This window comes from Marinobacter albus (assembly GCF_030238305.1).
Lineage (GTDB): Bacteria > Pseudomonadota > Gammaproteobacteria > Pseudomonadales > Oleiphilaceae > Marinobacter > Marinobacter albus.
In genome coordinates this window covers 1,917,712-1,937,123 of sequence record NZ_JASSQD010000001.1, presented here as the reverse complement: position 1 = coordinate 1,937,123, position 19,412 = coordinate 1,917,712, and the positions used below count along the sequence as shown (strand labels likewise).

The 19,412-nt window shown below is 56.4% G+C and carries 16 protein-coding genes; 2 read left to right on the top strand and 14 right to left on the bottom strand.

From position 1 onward, the window contains the following. Nucleotides 1-27 precede the first annotated feature (27 nt). The 9 genes from trpA to leuC all read right to left on the bottom strand — a co-directional run bounded on the left by trpA (nucleotide 28) and on the right by leuC (nucleotide 11,730). Nucleotides 28-840, bottom strand: coding sequence for a tryptophan synthase subunit alpha (gene trpA, locus QQF73_RS08995; protein ID WP_285367943.1), 813 nt, complete (start codon nucleotides 838-840; stop codon nucleotides 28-30). A 19-nt stretch (nucleotides 841-859) separates the two neighbouring features. Continuing rightward, on the bottom strand, nucleotides 860-2,068 hold the full coding sequence (gene trpB, locus QQF73_RS08990) for a tryptophan synthase subunit beta (protein WP_267460722.1): 1,209 nt from the start codon (nucleotides 2,066-2,068) through the stop codon (nucleotides 860-862). Beyond that, nucleotides 2,061-2,690, bottom strand: coding sequence for a phosphoribosylanthranilate isomerase (locus QQF73_RS08985; protein WP_285367941.1), 630 nt, complete (start codon nucleotides 2,688-2,690; stop codon nucleotides 2,061-2,063). Before QQF73_RS08985 ends, trpB begins: the two co-directional genes overlap by 8 nt. After that, the gene (gene truA / locus QQF73_RS08980) at nucleotides 2,687-3,595 is read right to left on the bottom strand and encodes a tRNA pseudouridine(38-40) synthase TruA (protein WP_285367939.1); all 909 of its coding nucleotides are present in this window, start codon (nucleotides 3,593-3,595) and stop codon (nucleotides 2,687-2,689) included. Before truA ends, QQF73_RS08985 begins: the two co-directional genes overlap by 4 nt. Nucleotides 3,596-3,700: 105 nt before the next feature. Continuing rightward, the gene (locus QQF73_RS08975; RefSeq protein WP_285367936.1) at nucleotides 3,701-6,976 is read right to left on the bottom strand and encodes a FimV/HubP family polar landmark protein; all 3,276 of its coding nucleotides are present in this window, start codon (nucleotides 6,974-6,976) and stop codon (nucleotides 3,701-3,703) included. A gap of 312 nt (nucleotides 6,977-7,288) precedes the next feature. Beyond that, entirely contained in the window at nucleotides 7,289-8,404 is a 1,116-nt protein-coding gene (gene asd / locus QQF73_RS08970; protein ID WP_219865800.1) for an aspartate-semialdehyde dehydrogenase, read from the bottom strand. 130 nt (nucleotides 8,405-8,534) lie between these two features. Next, nucleotides 8,535-9,608, bottom strand: coding sequence for a 3-isopropylmalate dehydrogenase (gene leuB / locus QQF73_RS08965; protein ID WP_219865801.1), 1,074 nt, complete (start codon nucleotides 9,606-9,608; stop codon nucleotides 8,535-8,537). 38 nt (nucleotides 9,609-9,646) lie between these two features. After that, nucleotides 9,647-10,294 carry a 3-isopropylmalate dehydratase small subunit gene (leuD, locus tag QQF73_RS08960; RefSeq protein ID WP_219865802.1) on the bottom strand — a complete coding sequence of 216 codons (648 nt, stop codon included), beginning with the start codon at nucleotides 10,292-10,294 and terminating at the stop codon, nucleotides 9,647-9,649. 17 nt (nucleotides 10,295-10,311) lie between these two features. Next, nucleotides 10,312-11,730 (bottom strand): 3-isopropylmalate dehydratase large subunit, encoded by a 1,419-nt coding sequence (gene leuC / locus QQF73_RS08955; protein WP_285368291.1) that lies wholly within the window; start codon nucleotides 11,728-11,730, stop codon nucleotides 10,312-10,314. Nucleotides 11,731-11,913: 183 nt separating this feature from the next. On the opposite strand from leuC, the gene QQF73_RS08950 reads away from it, so the two are divergent. After that, nucleotides 11,914-12,789, top strand: coding sequence for a LysR family transcriptional regulator (locus tag QQF73_RS08950; protein WP_219865803.1), 876 nt, complete (start codon nucleotides 11,914-11,916; stop codon nucleotides 12,787-12,789). A 30-nt stretch (nucleotides 12,790-12,819) separates the two neighbouring features. Next, a complete protein-coding gene (locus QQF73_RS08945) occupies nucleotides 12,820-13,977 on the top strand; it encodes a PilT/PilU family type 4a pilus ATPase (RefSeq protein WP_219865804.1) in 1,158 nt (385 codons plus the stop codon). 10 nt (nucleotides 13,978-13,987) lie between these two features. Here the strand turns inward: QQF73_RS08945 and QQF73_RS08940 are convergent, their stop codons facing one another. The 5 genes from QQF73_RS08940 to QQF73_RS08920 form a co-directional block, all read right to left on the bottom strand. Further along, nucleotides 13,988-15,076 carry an MFS transporter gene (locus QQF73_RS08940; RefSeq protein ID WP_228743272.1) on the bottom strand — a complete coding sequence of 363 codons (1,089 nt, stop codon included), beginning with the start codon at nucleotides 15,074-15,076 and terminating at the stop codon, nucleotides 13,988-13,990. Between the two features lie 87 nt (nucleotides 15,077-15,163). Beyond that, entirely contained in the window at nucleotides 15,164-16,258 is a 1,095-nt protein-coding gene (gene aroC / locus QQF73_RS08935; RefSeq protein WP_219865805.1) for a chorismate synthase, read from the bottom strand. Between the two features lie 43 nt (nucleotides 16,259-16,301). Continuing rightward, nucleotides 16,302-17,198 carry a 50S ribosomal protein L3 N(5)-glutamine methyltransferase gene (gene prmB / locus QQF73_RS08930; protein WP_219865806.1) on the bottom strand — a complete coding sequence of 299 codons (897 nt, stop codon included), beginning with the start codon at nucleotides 17,196-17,198 and terminating at the stop codon, nucleotides 16,302-16,304. A gap of 96 nt (nucleotides 17,199-17,294) precedes the next feature. Next, nucleotides 17,295-18,503, bottom strand: coding sequence for a patatin-like phospholipase family protein (locus QQF73_RS08925; RefSeq protein WP_285367928.1), 1,209 nt, complete (start codon nucleotides 18,501-18,503; stop codon nucleotides 17,295-17,297). A 5-nt stretch (nucleotides 18,504-18,508) separates the two neighbouring features. Beyond that, complete coding sequence (locus tag QQF73_RS08920; RefSeq protein WP_285367926.1) at nucleotides 18,509-19,408, bottom strand: DUF4892 domain-containing protein; 900 nt, start codon at nucleotides 19,406-19,408, stop codon at nucleotides 18,509-18,511. Between the last annotated feature and the right edge of the window lie 4 nt (nucleotides 19,409-19,412).

Genomic DNA, 19,412 nt, shown 5'->3' with positions numbered 1-19,412 from the left:
TGATGCCTGTCGGCCCGGGCCCATATTTCAGGAGTCCAGGCTATCCAGCGCTTCGCGCATCGGGTGGAGCAGATCCTTCAGCGCCCGCTTCAGCTCGTCGGTATCTGCCTGATTTCTGGCTATTGTATCGACCAGAACGCTGCCAACAATTACACCATCGGATACCTGACCCACCGCTGCAGCCGTTTTTGCGTCACGAATACCGAAACCCACACCTACTGGGAGAGCTGTGAGCTGATGAATATGGGCCACCTTGGTAGCCACTTCCTCCACGTTGATCTTGCCGGCCCCGGTGACTCCCTTGAATGAAACATAGTACACATAGCCGGAGGAGTGCTCACTGATTGCGCGAATCCGTTCATCTGTTGTGGTCGGCGCCAGCAGAAAGATGGCGTCCAGTTTGCGCTCAGTGAACAGAGGCGCAACATCGTCCGCCTCTTCCGGGGGCAGGTCGACGGTCAGTATTCCATCAACGCCCGCATCGACAGCCGCATCGGCAAAAGCTTCGTACCCCATTGCCTCCATCGGGTTGAGGTAGCCCATCAAAACCACCGGGGTTTCGATGTCTTTGGTCCGAAATTCCTTGACCATAGCTAACACCTGACGCAAGGACGTGCCGTGCTTGAGGGCTCGCTCACAGGCCAGCTGAATGACCGGCCCATCGGCCATGGGGTCAGAGAACGGCACGCCCAGTTCAATAATGTCGGCACCTGCTTCCACCAGCGTGTGCATCAGATCCACAGTCACATCGGGATGGGGGTCTCCGGCAGTGATGTAGGGAATAAGTGCCTTGCGACCTTGTCCTTTGAGGGTTTTCAGGACCCCTTCAATTCGGCTCATGCCTGCTCCTGTTGATTCTTCAGATCTCGATGCCTTCTAACTTGGCAACCGTGTTAATGTCTTTATCACCCCGGCCGGATACGTTGATCACGACGGTTTGATCCTTGTCCATGGTTGCAGCGAGCTTGATGGCGTAAGCCACGGCATGAGCTGTCTCCAGGGCGGGCATTATGCCTTCGACCCGAGTGAGCTTGCGGAAACCTTCCATGGCTTCATCATCGGTCACGGATACATAATTCGCCCGGCCAATATCCTTCAACCAGCTGTGCTCAGGACCTACCCCCGGATAATCCAGACCAGCGCTGACCGAATGGGTGCCGGCAATCTGGCCGTTCTCATCTTCCATAAGATAGGTGCGATTGCCGTGGAGTACCCCTGGACGACCGGCACACAGGGGCGCGGCGTGTTTGCCGGTTTCAATACCGAGACCACCCGCCTCGACACCGTAGAGCTGAACGGATTCGTCGGCGAGGAATGGATAGAACATGCCAATGGCGTTCGAGCCGCCACCAACGCAGGCAACCAGTGCATCGGGTAACTTGCCGGTTTTCTCCAACGCTTGACGGCGGGTCTCGCGACCAATTACAGACTGGAAATCCCTCACCAGCATGGGATAGGGGTGTGGCCCCGCAACTGTTCCGATGATATAGAACGTTTCATCGACATAGGAGACCCAGTCACGCATGGCATCATTCATTGCGTCCTTAAGCGTTCGGCTACCACTCTCGACCGCGTGGACCTCGGCGCCTAGCAGCTTCATGCGAAAAACATTCAGGGACTGGCGCTGAACATCTTCGGCGCCCATGAAAACATGACACTCCAGACCTAGCCGGGCACAGACTGTCGCTGTCGCAACGCCATGCTGACCTGCCCCGGTTTCAGCGATAATCCGTTTCTTCCCCAAAAAACTGGCCAGCAGTGCCTGACCAACGGTGTTGTTTACCTTATGGGCACCGGTATGACAGAGATCTTCCCGTTTCAGCCAGATTTGCGCACCGCCTGTTTCGCGGGTAAGCCTTTCAGCGAAATACAGGGGGGTGGGTCGGCCTACATAATCGGCCAGCTCTTTGTCGAACCGCGCTTGAAACTCAGGATCGTGCTTGAGCTCGTTGTATTGCTTCTCGAGCGTCATGAGCGAATCCATCAGCGTCTCGGAAACGAAACGTCCGCCAAAGGCCCCGAAGTGCCCCCTCGCATCCGGCAGTGCTTTCAGCATTTCTTCAGTCAGTTTTACAGACACGGTGAACCTCTTTAATGAAATCGGAAATTTTTTCGATGTCCTTGATGCCTTTACTTTGCTCAACACCGCCGCTGACGTCCACGGCCCAGGGTTTCACCTGCTCGACCGCGCGGGATACGTTATCAGAAGACAACCCACCGGCCAATATGAGCGGCATAGGCCGATCAGAAGGGATGAGATCCCAGTTGAATGACTGCCCCGTTCCGCCGAACCGATCAGGATCCCAGGCATCCACCAGCAGCCCGGAAGCCTGGCTATAGTCTGTGAAGGCCGCCTGTATCTCCCGTCCCTGCCGGACCCGAATGGCCTTGATCCAGCGCCGTCCGAATTGCGCACAGAACTCAGCACTTTCGTCGCCATGGAATTGCAGCAAATCCAGAGGAACCCGATCCAACACCTCCCGGACCTCATCCTTTGTCGGATTCACAAACAGGCCAACGACCGCAACGAAGGCGGGAACGTGGCGCGCCAACTCCGCAGCCTGAACGATACTGACCGACCTTGGACTCGGCTCATAGAAGACAAGTCCCAACGCATCGGCGCCAGCTTTGACCGCCGCCTCGATGTCTTCGACACGTGTCAGTCCGCAGATTTTGACTCGCACGCTCATGGCTTCTGTACCGATAGCTTCGGATGTATGTGGGTTGGAGGAATCGGATGGTTTTCCCCCTCACTGTACCAGGGCCTCAGGAAACCGGGCCCGCATTCAGCCTGGGGTATCCCATACCGCTCCGGGTAACCGACATCCACGAGATAAAGGCCATGCGGTGGTGCCGTCACGCCAGCAAGTTTCCTGTCCCGCTGTTCGAGTATCTCACGAATCCAGTTAACTGGCTGCTGCCCTGATCCTACTGCCATCAAAGCTCCGGCTATATTTCGAACCATATGGTGTAAAAAGGCATTCGCCTGGATGTCTATTACGACGAACTCTCCCTTACGGGTTACTGTCACCTGCTCCATAAAACGGATCGGGGAACGGGACTGGCATCCGGCTGCCCGAAAAGCTGAAAAATCATGCTCGCCCAACAGTGCCTGCGCTGCCTCATGCATGCATCCGGCATCCAAAGGCCTAAACGTCCAGCTGACCTGCCCCCGCTGAATTCCAGGCCGCACGGGATGATTATAGATCACGTACCGGTAGCGCCGGTAAACGGCAGAAAAACGAGCATGGAAGTCGCCCGGGGCATTGCCCGCCCAGTGAACGGCAATATCGCCTGGTAGTGCCGTATTTATCCCCATTACCCAGGATCGGAGACTCCTGGTGGATGAAGTTTCAAAGTGGGCAATCTGATAACTGGAGTGTACGCCGGCATCCGTCCGTCCTGCACAGACCAGGTCAACGGGATGGTTTGCAACTTTCGAGACCGCCGCCGTCAGGTCTGACTCGACGGAGCGAACGCCGGACTTCTGAAGTTGCCAGCCGTGAAAATCACGGCCGTCGTATTCGAAAGCAAGGGCAACGCGACCATCGCCTATGTCAATTTCGGTGGTAAGCTGTTGAGGTTCGAGAAACAAACGCCTATCCGGAATGAATGATACTGAAAAAAACAAAGCGCCGGCTTGTGTCGAAATGGATTCGACGGCCGGCGCTTTCCGCCTGATCAAGGCGATTATAACGAATCAGGACAGATTTTTAAGAAGATCCTGCGCTTCCGCTTTCTGATCCTCATCTCCTTCCAGTGCAACTTCCTCGAGTATATCCCGGGCGCCGTCACTGTCTCCCATCTCGATATAGGCACGGGCGAGGTCAAGCTTCGTTGCAGCTTCGTCAGTTCCTGCGAGGAAGTCGAAATCGTCATCGTCGCCAAGCTCGTTTTCGTCGATCTCGACGGTGCCAGATCTGTTCACATCCTCACCAATTTCGTCTGACGCCACGGGCAACTGCTCTTCGATCTCGGAACTACCTTCGGAAGCCTCGTCATTCTGCTCTGCCAGTTCATCCAGAGAACCAAGGTCCTCCAGCTCTTCAGTGCCGGCCACTTCTTCTTCCGGGCTGGCAGCCGCGCTTTCACCGAGGACATCACCCTCACCAAGAGTATCCTCAAGGTTTAGCTCTTCATCCAGAGCGGGAGCCTCGCCCTCGTCGGCACTGGCTGAATCGGCGGAATCGGAGAACTCCTCCATCAAGGCGAGGTCTTCATCGGAGACATCCAGCTCGAGATCATCCAGAGACGACTCCTCCATCTCATCCCCGCCCAGCTCGTCTTCTTCGCCGGCAACCTTATCCAACTCGGCATCCAGCTCATCCAGGAAGGATTCGTCCAGAGAGTCAGTGTCGCTGTCGGCTGAATCGTCAGCGACCTCTGCGGAACGTTTTTCTCCAGATGCGTTGGCGCCAGACTCATCTTCAACAGCGCTGTCCAGTTCGAGACCTAGGTCGTCGGACCAGTCAGTGTCATCGATTTCACTTTCGGCCTGATCGCTGAGATCCATCTCAAACGAAGAATAATCGGTTTTGCCTTCAGTGCCAGATTCCTGGCCTTCAACCGCGTTTTCCTCTTCGGATTCCAGAGACAGACCGGACAGGTCATACTCAATTGAATCGTCACTGTTCTCTTGCTCTGAGGCTTCCTGAGACTCCGTTGTCCCGGCGTCCGCAGAGTCCTCTTTCGACTCAAGCTCGTTCAGATCAAAGTCCGCAAAATCCGTGTCCAGCTCACCGAATTCATTTTCAACCTGTTCCTCTTTCCCGGCGTCATACTGGTCCGCAAGCAACTCGTCCGAGAGCTGGGAATCATTTTCTGTTCCCAAACCGGGGACGCTTTCCGCAGTTTCAGCCTGTGAGCCTCCGAATGAATCTGAGCGAAGCTGGGACTCAAGGTCATCGATACTGGGCATCGATTCCGCTTCGTCCAACTGAGCGCGCAGTTCGTTGGCCGAAGCCAAGGCCTGATCGTCATCCAGTGCCTCAATTTCACCAAACTGCTTCTCAAACGACTCACGGTCCTGATTGTCGGCATAGACACCCAGCAGCTTCAGTCGAAGGTCCTTCCGGCTTGGCTCCCTCGAAATGGCCGCCTCCAGAGTCTGGGCAGCCTGATCATAGCGTCCATAGGCAATGTAGGAGTCCGCTTCTGCCAGTGCTTCATCACTGGCACCGTGATCCGCGTCCTCTTCGTCCAGACTCAACTCGAAGGAGTCCGATTCATCACCGGATTCACTGTTCAGCTGCTCATAAAACGCCTTTTCGCGGTTGGCATTCCGACGCGCCAACGACAGGAGAAGAAGGAGCAGGAGGATAAGACCTCCGCCCAGCGCAACCTGATAGAGCAAGTTGCCGGTAATGGCATCAATGATGTTGCCCGGAAATCCTTTTTCCGCGACTGGCGGTTGCGCCGAAGGTTTGGGTTCCTGACTTGCCGACTGCTCAGCTTCGGGCGATACGACTGTTTCTTCTGGCTCAGTTACCTCGGCACCAGCACCAGCACCCGCATCAGCTTCGTCAACCTCTTCCATGGCCGCTTCATCAGCGCCACTCTCGGATTCCTCAGCAGAGCCTTCCGCCATTTGGTCGGCAGCATCGCCATTAGCAGCCGCTCCCGACTCCTCTTCTGCCTGCCCAGCTTCGTCGGACTCTACGGCCACGCCTTCTTCATCCATGGCAGTCGCGTCAGCATCCGGGCTTTCGACACCGACAGTGCCTTCTGTCTCGTCGACTTCACCGGGAGCCGCTTCATCAGGCGCCGCTACTGCCGGGTCGGAGCCTTCAGCACCCTCTTCATTCGCTTCGCCCTCAACAGGGGCTGTCGCGTCAGCGGAAACCTCTTCGGATTCACCCGTCATCTGCTGCATATCTGCCAACTGACTGTTTTTCAGCTCAAGCAGTCGCTGCAGCGTTTGTACCTGATCCTGCAGATCGTTAACGCGACTATTCAACTCATCGTTCTCACGACGCGCGCTTTCCAGCTCCTCCATTGCAACTGCGGTACCCGCGTCGACTCCACCCGGAAGTTCTCCATCACCACCCGCGGAGCCACCGTCACTGGATTCCGTGCTTTCATTATCCGCAACAAGCAGTTTCAGCTCATCGCCGCCGGCGGATGCCTGTGTGGATGCTGGTTGGGCTTGCTGGCTGTCAGTCGCATCAACCGTGCGCTGCGGAGACTGGAATTCCTCATTCTGCTGCCTGACAACCTGTGTGGCTTCTGCCCTGGTCCGGGACTGGATCTGATCAAGCGTGGGTACCCGAAGTACCTCGCCCCGTTTGAGGCGGTTGATATTCTCCCCCATGAAGGCATCAGGATTAAGATCCTGAATGGCAAGCATGACCTGCTGGGTGGTCACACTGTTGTTCGGACGAACACTGGAGGCAATGGTCCAAAGGGTATCTGACGCACCAGTCGGGCCGAAGGTGTTGCCCTGGTACCCTCGCCCCAACGACTGCTCCGCCTGCGCCTGACGACGAACAGACTCGGCACTGCGACTGGTAGACGGCTGGCTGGCTCCGGAGGTGACCGCTGGCGCACTCACCCGTTCCTCGACACCGGAGTCCTCCGCGTAGACAGGAGGATCGACCAGAACAGCATACTCCCGCATCAACCGTCCATTCGGCCAGGTCAGCTCGAGCAGAAAGTTCAGATACGGTTCACGCAAGGGCTCCCGTGAAGATACGTTGACTGCCAGGGACCCGTCGCTCTGGGTAATAACCTGGAACCTGAGTTTACTCAGAAACTGGTTGCGGCTAAGTCCGACTGTTTCATAGGCAGATTCGGGGGCTATATTCACGAATACATCGCCCGGATCCACACCTCGGCTCTGGGGCAGATTGATCTCTGCGTCCAAAGGCTCGTTCAGATAGGACTGAAGTTCAATTTCTCCCAGCCCCAGGGCTTGTGCAACGCTGGATCCGAGCCCTCCCGCCAGAGCCAGGGCAACCGCAAGCTTGCGTACCTTCATGCTTTTTCCTTTCCAGTCTCCGTTATTCGTTACTGCTTTATAAAAACAGAATCGGACGAGGTTGGATGACTTCCGTCTGGATCGTTCTAGTTATAGTGTCGTTCTATTGACGCTTGGTGCGGCAAGTATTGTTGATAATACCTCTTTTATCAATCAATCAGCCGCAATCCTTGTACCATTTTTTTATCAATCGAGCGGAACTCCCTAGCGCTCTTGAAAATAACAGGGGCGAAGGCCGAAATCAGCCTTCGCCCCCAACCGGTTTTCTGAAACCGGACACAGTTGGCATTAATTACCCCTGCGTAACATTTCTTAACGCTCCTGCAGGATCCGCAGCATGCGTCGCAGCGGCTCCGCTGCTCCCCACAAGAGCTGGTCACCTACCGTGAACGCGGAGATGTACTCCGGCCCCATGGCCAGCTTCCTGATGCGACCGATAGGCACACTCAGGGTACCGGTGACCTTCGCCGGCGTAAGCTCTTCCATGGTTGCTTCGCGATCATTCGGAATGACCTTCACCCAGTCATTAGCCTTGGCCAGAATCGATTCGATCTCGGCAACGGGCAGGTCCTTCTTCAGCTTGATCGTCAGTGCCTGGCTGTGCGAGCGCATGGCGCCGATGCGCACGCAGATACCGTCGATTGGAATCGGGTTGTCGCTGCGACCAAGGATCTTGTTGGTCTCAACGCCTGCTTTCCATTCTTCCTTGCTCATGCCGTTATCGAGCTGCTTATCGATGAAGGGAATCAGACTACCGGCCAGCGGCACGCCAAAGTGCTCTGTCGGGAAATCACCGCTTCGCATGGTCTCCGTCACCTTACGGTCGATTTCAAGAATGGCGGAAGACGGATCGGCCAACTCGGACTTCACACTGCCATGCAGATCACCCATCTGATTGAGCAATTCCCGCATATTCTGGGCTCCGGAACCGGAAGCAGCCTGATAGGTCATCGGGGAGACCCACTCAATCAGATCCTGCTCGAGCAGGCCACCGAGGGCCAGCATCATCAGGCTTACCGTGCAATTACCACCCACGTAATCTTTCACACCCTTTTCCAGGGCAGAGTCGATAACGTCGCGATTGACCGGGTCCAGGACAATCACTGAGTGATCCACCATGCGCAGAGTCGAGGCGGCATCTATCCAGTAGCCTTGCCAGCCCGCGTCGCGCAGTTTCTGGTAGACCTTGGTGGTGTAATCCCCACCCTGACAGGTCACAACCACGTCGAGGGTTTTCAGGGCATCAATATCGAACGCGTCCTGAAGTGGAGGAACGCCATCCTTACCAACGTCCGGTGCGGGCTTCCCGGTCTGGGAAGTCGAAAAGAATACCGGATCGATATCGGCAAAGTCGTTTTCATCGCGCATGCGCTGCATGAGGACTGAACCTACCATGCCGCGCCAACCTACAAGTCCAACTCGCTTCATGTGCGACCTTTGAACCTCGTTTTATGCCCGCCCGCTGCCTCTATCGCTGGCAGGGACAGGATGGATGATCCCGCGGCAACAGCATGTTGTTACCGTCGGGTCGCAAATTCAGCCGGAACCGGATCAGCGCCTAGAGCGCAGCGAGAACCGCTTCTCCCATCTCCCGGGTAGAAACCTGGGTTCCATCCGGAGACATGATGTCCGCAGTCCGAAGTCCCTGATCCAGTACCGTGCTGACCGCTGCCTCGATAGCCTCTGCGGCTTCCTCTTCACCCAGACTGTACCGCAACATCATGGCTGCACTCAGTATGGTGGCAAGCGGATTGGCTATGCCCTGGCCTGCAATATCAGGCGCCGAACCATGACAGGGCTCGTACATCCCCTGCTTCTCGGAGTTCAGTGACGCAGATGGCAACATGCCAATTGATCCGGTCAGCATAGCCGCTTCGTCAGAGAGAATATCACCAAACATGTTGCCAGTCACAATCACGTCGAATTGCTTGGGCGCCCGGACAAGCTGCATGGCGGCGTTATCGACGTACATATGCGAGAGCTCAACATCCGGATATTCGCGACACAGGTCATTCATGATTTCGCGCCACAGAACAGTCACTTCCAGCACATTTGCCTTATCAACCGAGCAAAGTTTCTTGCCTCTCTGCTGGGCCGCCTCAAACGCCACCCGGCCGATTCGGCGAATCTCGGTTTCTGTGTAGGCGTAGGTGTTGTAGCCCTGCCTTTCACCACTCTCCAGTTCCCTTACACCCCGGGGCTGACCAAAGTAGATACCGCCCGTCAGTTCCCGGACAATCATGATGTTCAGGCCGGAAACCACTTCCGGCTTCAGGGAAGATGCGGAGGCAAGCTGCGGGTACAGGATGGCCGGGCGCAGGTTGGCGAACAGTTCCAGGTTGGAACGCAGGCCCAGCAAACCCTTCTCCGGACGCTGGCTCATGGGCAGACTGTCCCACTTCGGTCCACCGACAGCGCCGAGCAGAATGGCGTCCGCTTTCCGGGCCTTGTCCAGCGTTTCTTCGGGCAAAGGGGTGTCGGCGGCGTCGAGCGCGGCACCACCGACAAGACCAGATTCAAAACTGAGATTCAGCGCAAAACGGTCGTTAACTTTTTGCAGGACCTTCTCTGCCTCTGCGACGATTTCCGGCCCGATGCCATCGCCTGGCAACATCAATACGGTTCTGGACATAATCCTTTCCTGTGTCAGATCACTTCAATTTGTAAAACTCAGTTGCCGGCACCAAACAGCCAGGGAGCTGTCTTGCGGCGTTGTTCTTCATAGGTCCTGATCGCGCCGGCATCCTCGAGCGTCACACCAATGTCGTCAAGGCCATTCAGCAGACAATGCCGACGGAAATCGTCCACATCGAACCCGAAGGACTCACCGCCTGGAGTAGTAACGGTTTTCGCTTCAAGATCGACGGCAAGCTCGTACCCCTCACTTGCTTCCGCCTCCTGAAACAGCTGTTCAACAATTTTTTCATCAAGAACAATGGGTAACAAGCCATTCTTGAAGCAGTTATTATAGAAAATATCGGCGAAACTCGGGGCAATAATCACCCGGAAGCCATAGTCTTCCAACGCCCAGGGGGCATGCTCACGGCTGGATCCACAACCAAAGTTCGCCCGAGCCAGCAGCACGCTCGCGTTCCGATAGCGGTCCTGATTGAGCACAAAGTCAGGGTTCAACGGGCGGCTGGAACAATCCTGATCCGGCTTGCCCTCGTCGAGGTATCGAAGCTCATCAAACAAGTTGGGCCCAAACCCCGTACGCTTGATGGATTTCAGAAACTGCTTGGGGATGATCATGTCCGTGTCCACATTGGAACGGTCCATGGGGGCTACCAGGCCCTGGTGTTGCGTAAATGCTCGCATGGTCTCTCTCCTGTGGATCAGTGGGTCAATTCGCGGACATCGACAAAGTGCCCGGTCACGGCTGCTGCGGCCGCCATCGCCGGACTCACCAGGTGAGTACGACCACCGAAGCCCTGACGCCCCTCGAAGTTGCGGTTGGAGGTCGAGGCACAATGCTCACCCTGCCCCAGTTTGTCGGCATTCATGGCAAGGCACATCGAACAGCCAGGATCGCGCCACTCCAGTCCGGCTTCGATAAAAATCCGGTCGAGTCCTTCCTTCTCTGCCTGGGCCTTCACCAGACCCGAGCCCGGAACCACCATGGCCTGCTTGAGACTCGGTGCTACCCTACGCCCCCTCACCACCGCTGCGGCTTCCCGGAGATCCTCAATCCGACTGTTGGTGCAGGAACCGATGAAAACCCGATCCAGCTGGATTCCGGTAATCGGCATATTTGGCTCCAGCCCCATGTACTTCAGGGCCCGTACAATGCCTTCTCGCTTGATAGGGTCCTGCTCTTTGGCGGGATCCGGCACAAAGCCATCAACGCCGGCGACCATTTCCGGTGAAGTTCCCCAGCTCACCTGCGGCTTTATGTCCGCCGCCTCAAGCTCTATCACTTTATCGAAGACTGCATCGTCATCGCTGTGCAGGGTCCGCCAATACTCGACCGCCGCATCCCATTGGTCGCCTTTGGGTGCAAAAGGTCGCCCGCGAACGTAATCGATGGTGGTATCATCCACCGCAACCATTCCCACCCGGGCACCGGCCTCGATGGCCATGTTGCAGATGGTCATCCGCGCTTCCATGCTCAAGTTCCGAATGGCTTCGCCGCCAAACTCAATGGCATGACCAGTCCCGCCAGCGGTTCCGATTTTGCCGATGATCGCGAGAACCACATCCTTGCCCGTTATGCCCGCTCCGAGTTTGCCATTCACCCTTACCAGCATGTTCTTCATTTTCTGCTGCACAAGGCACTGGGTTGCCAGCACATGCTCAACTTCGGAGGTACCAATGCCGTGGGCGAGGCATCCGAATGCTCCGTGGGTGGAGGTGTGGGAGTCACCACAGACAATAGACATGCCCGGCAGGGTTGCACCCTGCTCCGGCCCGATCACATGGACGATACCCTGACGGGTGTCCTTGATCTTGAATTCGAGGATGCCAAACTCATCGCAGTTCTTATCAAGGGTTTCGACCTGTGTTCGCGAAACCGGATCGACAATGCCATCAATGCCCTTGTCCCGGTCCGTCGTCGGTACGTTGTGATCGGGAGTGGCAATGTTGGCATCGATACGCCACGGTTTTCGTCCCGCCAGACGCAGGCCTTCGAATGCCTGCGGAGAGGTTACTTCGTGCAGCAATTGCCGGTCGATATAGATCAACGCAGAACCATCGTCCCGTTGCTTGACCAGATGATCGTCCCACAATTTGTCGTATAAGGTTTTGCCGGCCATGGTTGCTCTCTCATTATCCCGGGTTTCTGGTTTTGACTTCATATCGAACTATCATACTCCCCATACCAAAATAACCTCAATTCATGTTTTTTATCCTTTGCATTCCTATTTGGCATCTTATAGCGTTTGACATACGGCCAGCACCCCAGAGGATCGACGGCTAACAACATAGCAGGACACGCCATGGAACCGACTGCGCTTCGCGCCTTTCTGACAATTGTTGATCAGGGATCTTTTTCGGAAGCCGCCGAATTACTTCATCTCACGCAACCGGCCATAAGCAAGCGCCTTGCAGCCCTGGAAAGCCAACTGGACGTGAAACTCATCGACCGTAGCCACCGACAGATCCGGCTCACGGATGCCGGCGTCCGACTTCTGCCCCACGCCCGGCGAATTCTTGATGAAATCCACAACGCCCGGATTGCACTCTCGCCGGACAACGAAAAACTTGAAGGGGAACTGGAGATTATTGCCAGCCACCACATCGGGCTCCACCACCTGCCTAACTGGCTTCGAAAGTTCACCAGTCACTACCCGGAGGTAAAACTGAACCTTCAGTTCATGGAATCCGATGCCGCTTACGCTGAGATGCAAAAGCGTAACGCCGAACTCGCCTTTGTCACACTCAGTGACAGTATGGAAAGCCACTTCATGGTATATCAGCACTGGCCAGATCCGATGGCGTTCGTTGTAGGGCCGGAGCACGAGCTTGCCTTGAAAAAATCGGTGTCGCTGGAGGACCTGGCACGTTACCCGGCAATCCTTCCGGACACGACCACCGCCACTTACCGGGCGGTAAGCCGCCTGTTCCTGGAAGCAAACCTGGCGCTACAACAACAGATCCCGACCAACTATCTCGAGACAATCAAAATGATGACCAGCGTCGGGCTCGGATGGAGCGTTCTGCCCATCACCATGCTTGATGAAAGCACGCACAGACTGGCCACGAATTTTTCAGTCTCGAGAGTACTTGGTGCAGTCGGGCTTTCCGGGCGTCAGCTCAGCCTCGCTGCGAGGACACTCCTGGAAATTGTCCGCCAGGAAGAAACAGAATCATGAACCACCGATACAACACGCTTAGGAGATTTCATGGGCTTTGACGATTATCTGCGAATATTGGCCAAACACGATGGCTCGGACCTTTACCTGAGCACCGGCGCTCCGCCCTGCGCGAAATTTCACGGTTCCCTCAAGCCCATTGACCGAACTCCCCTGGCTCCTGGCATCATCAAAGATATTGCCTATTCGGTGATGGACGACGAACAGATTACCGAATTCGAGCAAGAGCTGGAGATGAACCTTGCCTACAGCATTCGCAATGTTGGCCGGTTCCGCATCAACATCTTCCGGCAACGGAATGAAATCTCCATTGTCGCGCGGAACATCGTCGCCGAAATTCCCAATGCAGATGACCTGGGTCTTCCGGCCATCCTGAAAGACGTCGTGATGGCCAAGCGCGGCCTGGTACTTTTTGTCGGTGCGACCGGATCGGGGAAATCAACGTCGCTGGCGGCTCTGATTGACCATCGTAATTCCAACTCGGCCGGGCACATCATCACCATCGAAGATCCGGTGGAATACATCCACCGGCACAAGAAAAGCATTGTTAACCAGCGCGAAGTGGGCGTGGATACCCGGAGCTTCCAGAAAGCCCTCAAAAACACCCTGCGCCAGGCCCCTGACGTCATCCTGATCGGGGAAATCCGTGACCGGGAAACCATGGAACACGCGCTAGCCTTTGCCGAAACGGGCCATTTGTGTATCTCCACACTTCACGCGAATAATGCAAACCAGGCGCTGGACCGCATCATCAACTTCTTCCCGGAAGAACGCCGGTCGCAATTGTTGATGGATCTCGCCATGAATCTACGGGCCTTTGTCTCCCAACGGCTGGTACCCACCATCGACAAAAAACGATGCGCAGCCATCGAGATTCTGCTGGGAACTCCAACCATCAGCGAACTGATCCTTCGGGGAGAAATCGAGGGCATCAAGGAGATCATGGAAAAATCCGCAAACCTTGGTATGCAGACCTTCGATCTTGCACTCTTCAATCTCTGGAAGGATCGCAAGATTTCGGAAGACGAAGCACTCAAGAATGCCGACTCCGCCAATAACCTTCGCCTGAAGATCAAGCTGCACGGACAGGAAGGGAACGAAAGCCCATCGGCGGCATCATCCGGAGGGCCGAGCGGCAGCGGGCTGTCGCTTCAGATCGAGGACGACGAGGACGAATCAGCGGAGTAACGAGACTCAGTCACTGCTCGGTTGGCGGGGGCCTCAGCCCTCGCCAAGTGACGGCAATGGCCACCAGCATGGCACCGGCACCACCCCAGAAAGCCGCCGACGTGTCGAAGCCCTCTACCAGAAAACCAGACAGCCAGGCGCCCAACGCGCCGCCCGCCCCGAAGGTGAGCCCGCTGTAGAGTGCCTGTCCCTGACCATGGTGGTGGCGACCGAAGAATCCCTGAATGTACTGGACCGATATGGCGTGGAGCGCTCCATAGGATGCCGCATGCAGACACTGTGCAAACACCAGCACCGCGACCACGTCGGTTACCTCAGCAATCAGCACCCACCGGATCATCGTCAGCGTTAAAGCACCCAGGGCAATCTGTCGAACGCTGAATCTTCGGGACAGTCGATGCATGATCAGGAAAAGGGCTATTTCGGCGATGACACCAAGTGACCAGAGCAAGCCGATCGAAAGTTTGCCGTAGCCGTGTTGCTCCAGATGAATACTGAAAAACGTGTAGTAGGCGCCGTGGGACACTTGAAGCAGGAAATTCATCAAGAAGAAGGTGACAACGGCTGGGTGCGTCACGATCTTTTTCAGGCTTCCTTTTGGAGCCGCTGATTTCGGCTCTCCAACCTCTGAAGGCACTAGGAATGCCGAGACAGCAATACCGGCAAACACCGGCAACAAGAGCCAGGGCAGGGTCTGAACCGGAACAAACTCGAGGACGCCCCCCACTAGCCCGACCGCAAAAATAAATCCGACAGACCCCCACAGTCTGACCTTACCGTACTTTTCCTTGCGCGCTCCCAGCGTTCGGAGCGTGATGACCTCGTAGAGCGGAAGAATGGCGTTCCAGAAGAAGGTAAATGCCAGCATAACCAGCAAAAGGCCATAAAACCCCGGCTCCAGAAACACGCCAGCGAAGAAAAGGGACCCGGTAATAGCGCCAAACCGAACCAGTCGCACGCGCTGTCCGGTCCGGTCGCCGAGCCAGCCCCAGACACTGGGTGCGATTATCTTGGTCAGCTGTATCGTCGCCATCAACGTGGCGATCTGAAGGTAGGAGAAGCCCTGCCCCTCTAAATAGAGGGACCAATAGGGTAACAGCCCTCCGAGGAGGGCAAAGAACCAGAAGTAGAGATTGGAAAGTCGCCAGTAGATACTCTGCTCTCCAACGCAGTGGCTAGCCGTGAATCAGAGCTGGCCTATCACGGGGGTGGACACGGAAACGTCCGCATTCTGTCCGCGATGACGCAGGTAATGGTCCATCAGCACGATGGCCATCATGGCTTCCGCAATGGGCGTGGCCCGGATGCCAACACAGGGATCGTGGCGCCCGGTGGTAATGATCTCCGCGGGGTTTCCGTGGACGTCGATACCCCGTCCCGGCAAACGCAGACTGGAGGTCGGTTTCAGGGCGATGCTCGCGAGGATCGGCTGCCCGGAAGAGATGCCGCCCAATACACCACCGGCATTGTTGGAAAGAAAGCCCTCGGGCGTCATCTCATCCCGATGCTCCGTTCCTTTCTGTTCCACACTGTCAAACCCTGCACCAATTTCAACGCCCTTGACCGCGTTGATGCTCATGAGGGCGTGAGCAAGGTCAGCATCGAGGCGATCAAACACGGGCTCGCCAAACCCTGGCGGCACTCCCTCGGCGACAACATTAATGCGGGCGCCGATGGAATCACCCTCTTTACGCAAGGCATCCATGTAGGATTCCATTTCCGCGACCTTGTCTGCATCAGGACAGAAGAAGGGGTTCTGATGGACCTGCGCCCAATCCAGCTTCTCAACCTTGATCGGCCCGAGCTGGGACAGATAGCCACGGATGACGATGCCGAGTCTCTGTTCCAGGAATTTCCGTGCCACCGCACCCGCGGCAACGCGCATCGCCGTTTCCCGGGCAGACGAACGTCCACCGCCGCGGTAGTCACGAACGCCATACTTGTGCATGTAGGTGTAATCGGCGTGAGCCGGCCGGAACTGCTCTGCAATCTTGGAATAATCTTTCGAACGCTGATCGGTGTTCTCAATCAACAGACCGATTGGGGTACCTGTCGTCTTGCCCTCGAACACACCGGAGAGTATCCGCACTTCGTCGGCTTCCCGGCGCTGGGTCGTGTGTCTGGACGTTCCCGGTTTACGTCGATCCAGATCACGCTGCATATCGGCTTCCGAAAGCTCCAGCCCCGGCGGGCAGCCATCTATGATGCAGCCGAGCGCGGCGCCGTGGCTTTCACCAAACGTGGTGACAGTAAACAACTTTCCGAAGGTATTTCCCGACATGATTCAGTACTTTATCCAGTTAATATAAGAAATCTGTTTAAGCTCAGCTCTGCCATTCCTGCAGCGTTTCCGCCGTTACCAGGAATACGCCACTACCGCCATTCTCAAATTCCAGCCAAGTCAGCGGCAGATCAGGATAGGCTTCGTCCATAGCGACCCAACTGTTGCCCACTTCGACGATCAGCAACCCTCCGGGCGAAAGGTGATCCAGAGCCTGGGCAACAATTCGATGCGCGATGTCCAGCCCATCTGCCCCCGCTGCAAGGCCGAGCTCGGGCTCATGGCGGTATTCCTGCGGCATATCCGCAAGATCTTCCGCGTCCACATAGGGGGGATTACTCAGAATAACATCGTACTGGCCGTCAATGTTGCTGAAGACATCGGACTGGATCGTTCGAACCCGGTCCCGCAGGCCATGGAAATCAATGTTGGACTCAGCGACCGCCAGGGCGTCGTCTGATATGTCCGCCAACTCGACCTCGGCCTCACCGAACACACTGGCCGCTCCGATTCCAATACACCCACTGCCCGTACACAGATCCAGAATGCGGTGCACGGGCTTGTCACCCAACCAGGGCTGCAGACCGTTCTCGAGCAACTCGCCGATCGGCGACCGTGGAACGAGGACACGTTCGTCAACATGAAATGGCATGCCCATGAACCAGGCCTCGCCCAGCAAATAGGCCAGCGGAATTCGTTCGCTGATCCGCCGTTCAATGCGCTCGTGAATCAGTTGGCGTTCTTCCCGCACCAACCGGGCATCCAGGAACAGTGTATTGTTCTCTAATGGCAGGTTAAGGCTGCGCATAACCAGTTGGACGGCCTCATCCCAGACATTATCCGTACCATGACCAAAGTACAGCCCGGAAGCCGCAAACTGCGAAGACGCGTACCGCAGGTAGTCGCGGACGGTATAAAGATCATCAATGTGGCTGGTCACAGAGTTCAATCCTGTACTGGAAATGGTCAGCGCGGGATTATACGCCCTTTGGCTACCGTCCTGCAGCCTCTGCAACATCACGCCGGGGAATGGGAGTTAAATCGCCAAAGGTCCGCTACTGTTTCTGTTCGCCTCGAAACGGTCCAGTGCAGCCGACATGCGTTCACGACCCAATTGAATCAGCTCGGGCGCTTTGTGGTAGTCGTAGCTACGGCAGGCATTTTTGGGCACGTTGACCAGCAAGTCCGGGGGATACCCGGCGATCTTGTACTGCACCAGGGCACTCTGCATGGTCTCAACCGTCAGGTTCATCACATCGAACTTGCCGATACCGAGCTTGTCCCAGTCGATGGTCTCGTGTTCTTCCTGAGCCTTTTTATCGGAAGGCTTCGTGTCTTTTTGCTTATCATCATCCTTCTTGTGCATCTCCCTTGAGATCTTTTCCTCCGGGGTCTCGCCGCTGTCGGGTTTCCGGGCGGCGAAAGACTTGAGCGTGTCCCAGTCAAACCATCGGGAAGCCTTCTCTCGAATCGTATCAACCCACTCATCCATTTCGGACTCCTCGCCCTCCTGATTGAAGGCCGCATCCGGTACCCTTTGGCGACGCTCATCCTCCCCGCTGAGATTTACCGCAACGATGATGTCAGCGTGGGACGAAATGGTGGGGATGATCGGAAGCGGATTGAGCAAGGCGCCATCTACCAGGACGCGACCGTTCAGCACCAGGGGCGTTACCACACTCGGTATAGCCACGGAGGCGCGAATGGCCTGATCCAGCGGTCCTTCCTGGAACCAGATCTCCTTGTGCGCAAGCAGATCCGTCGCCACAGCGGTATAGGCAATCGGCAGATCTTCAATTCGGGTATCACCCAGCATTTCCCGAACTACCGAGAATATCTTCTCACCGCGGATCGCGCCCACCGAGTTGAAGGTGACGTCCAGAAGCTTCAGAACATCAAACTGGCCCAGACCAGTCACCCAATCCTTGTAGTCCTGCATTTTTCCCGTAGCGAACATGCCTCCAATCAATGCGCCCATCGAGCACCCTGAAATCGCCACAATGTCGTAGCCCCGCTCAACGAGGACTTCTATCGCGCCAATATGGGCGTAGCCCCGGGCACCGCCGCTTCCAAGAGTCAGCGCAACCGTCTTGCGCTGGCCGGCGGTCCGGGTCTGCTTTGGTGACCCCTTGGAGGTGGGCCGGGCCACATCGGCACTTTTCAGGACCTTGGACGCCTTATCCTCCGTTCCCGATTCTACCGTTTTTTCAGTCTTGGGACCTTTGCCATCCCTGGATTTACTCATGGGAGTTACCTCGTGATGACCGTCACTTCCACCCGATCACCCTGGCGGTCCGGATCATCCAGGGGAACACTCGGGCCCACAATGATGAGCTTCTGCTGCTCCGACGATACGCCGGTTTTCGCCAACACTTCAGACAGCGATTTGGTTGCCTCCGAAGCCCGCGCCATGGCATCTTCGAAGCTCTCGTCCGTGCCCAGCGCGGAAAAACCGGAAAGAACCACGAGGGCGCCCTCGTCACCCGACCACTCGGAAATCTTGCGACGATCAGTTGCGGACCAGTCAAACCGATAGGTTATGCCCCCCGTCCAGGGCACAATCACGGGCCCGCGAATACGGCTGTCAACGCTGCCCAAGCCTGGCACCCTGGCCCCCGAAGCCACCGCAAGATGTTCAATCCAGACGTATTCTCTCAGGTTACCCCGTGTGACTGTGTAGATGAGGGTTAACCAGCGACTGCCATCACTCGCCGTCGTCCCGGCAACCAGGTAATCCTGGGTGGCATCTCGTCCATACAACTCTCTTTGATCAAAAATCTGATTGGCCCAGACATTACTGCGTCCACAGGAAAGGCCCGTGCAGTCAAAAAGAATCTGGGCGCCCCGGTCCTGCAAAAGCCGGAGATAGTGCTCCCGCGCCTTATCCCGACCGGAATCCCGGGCAATTTCGTAAAGCCGGCCCTCGCCGGCGACCGGGAGTCTGGCCATGGTTTCCGATCGGATCTGGTTATTCACTTCCCGCACAGGACTGAACAGAACCAGGTGCCCGGGCGACTCTATGGCTGTTGTGGTCTCAAGCGTCGATTGGGGAAAGGGTTCGGGCATTTCCGCGGGGATGGCGGCAGCCGCCAGCCCGGGCAAAAAGCCAGAGAGAAAGGCAATGCAATGGACAAAACGATTGTTCGGCAAGGAG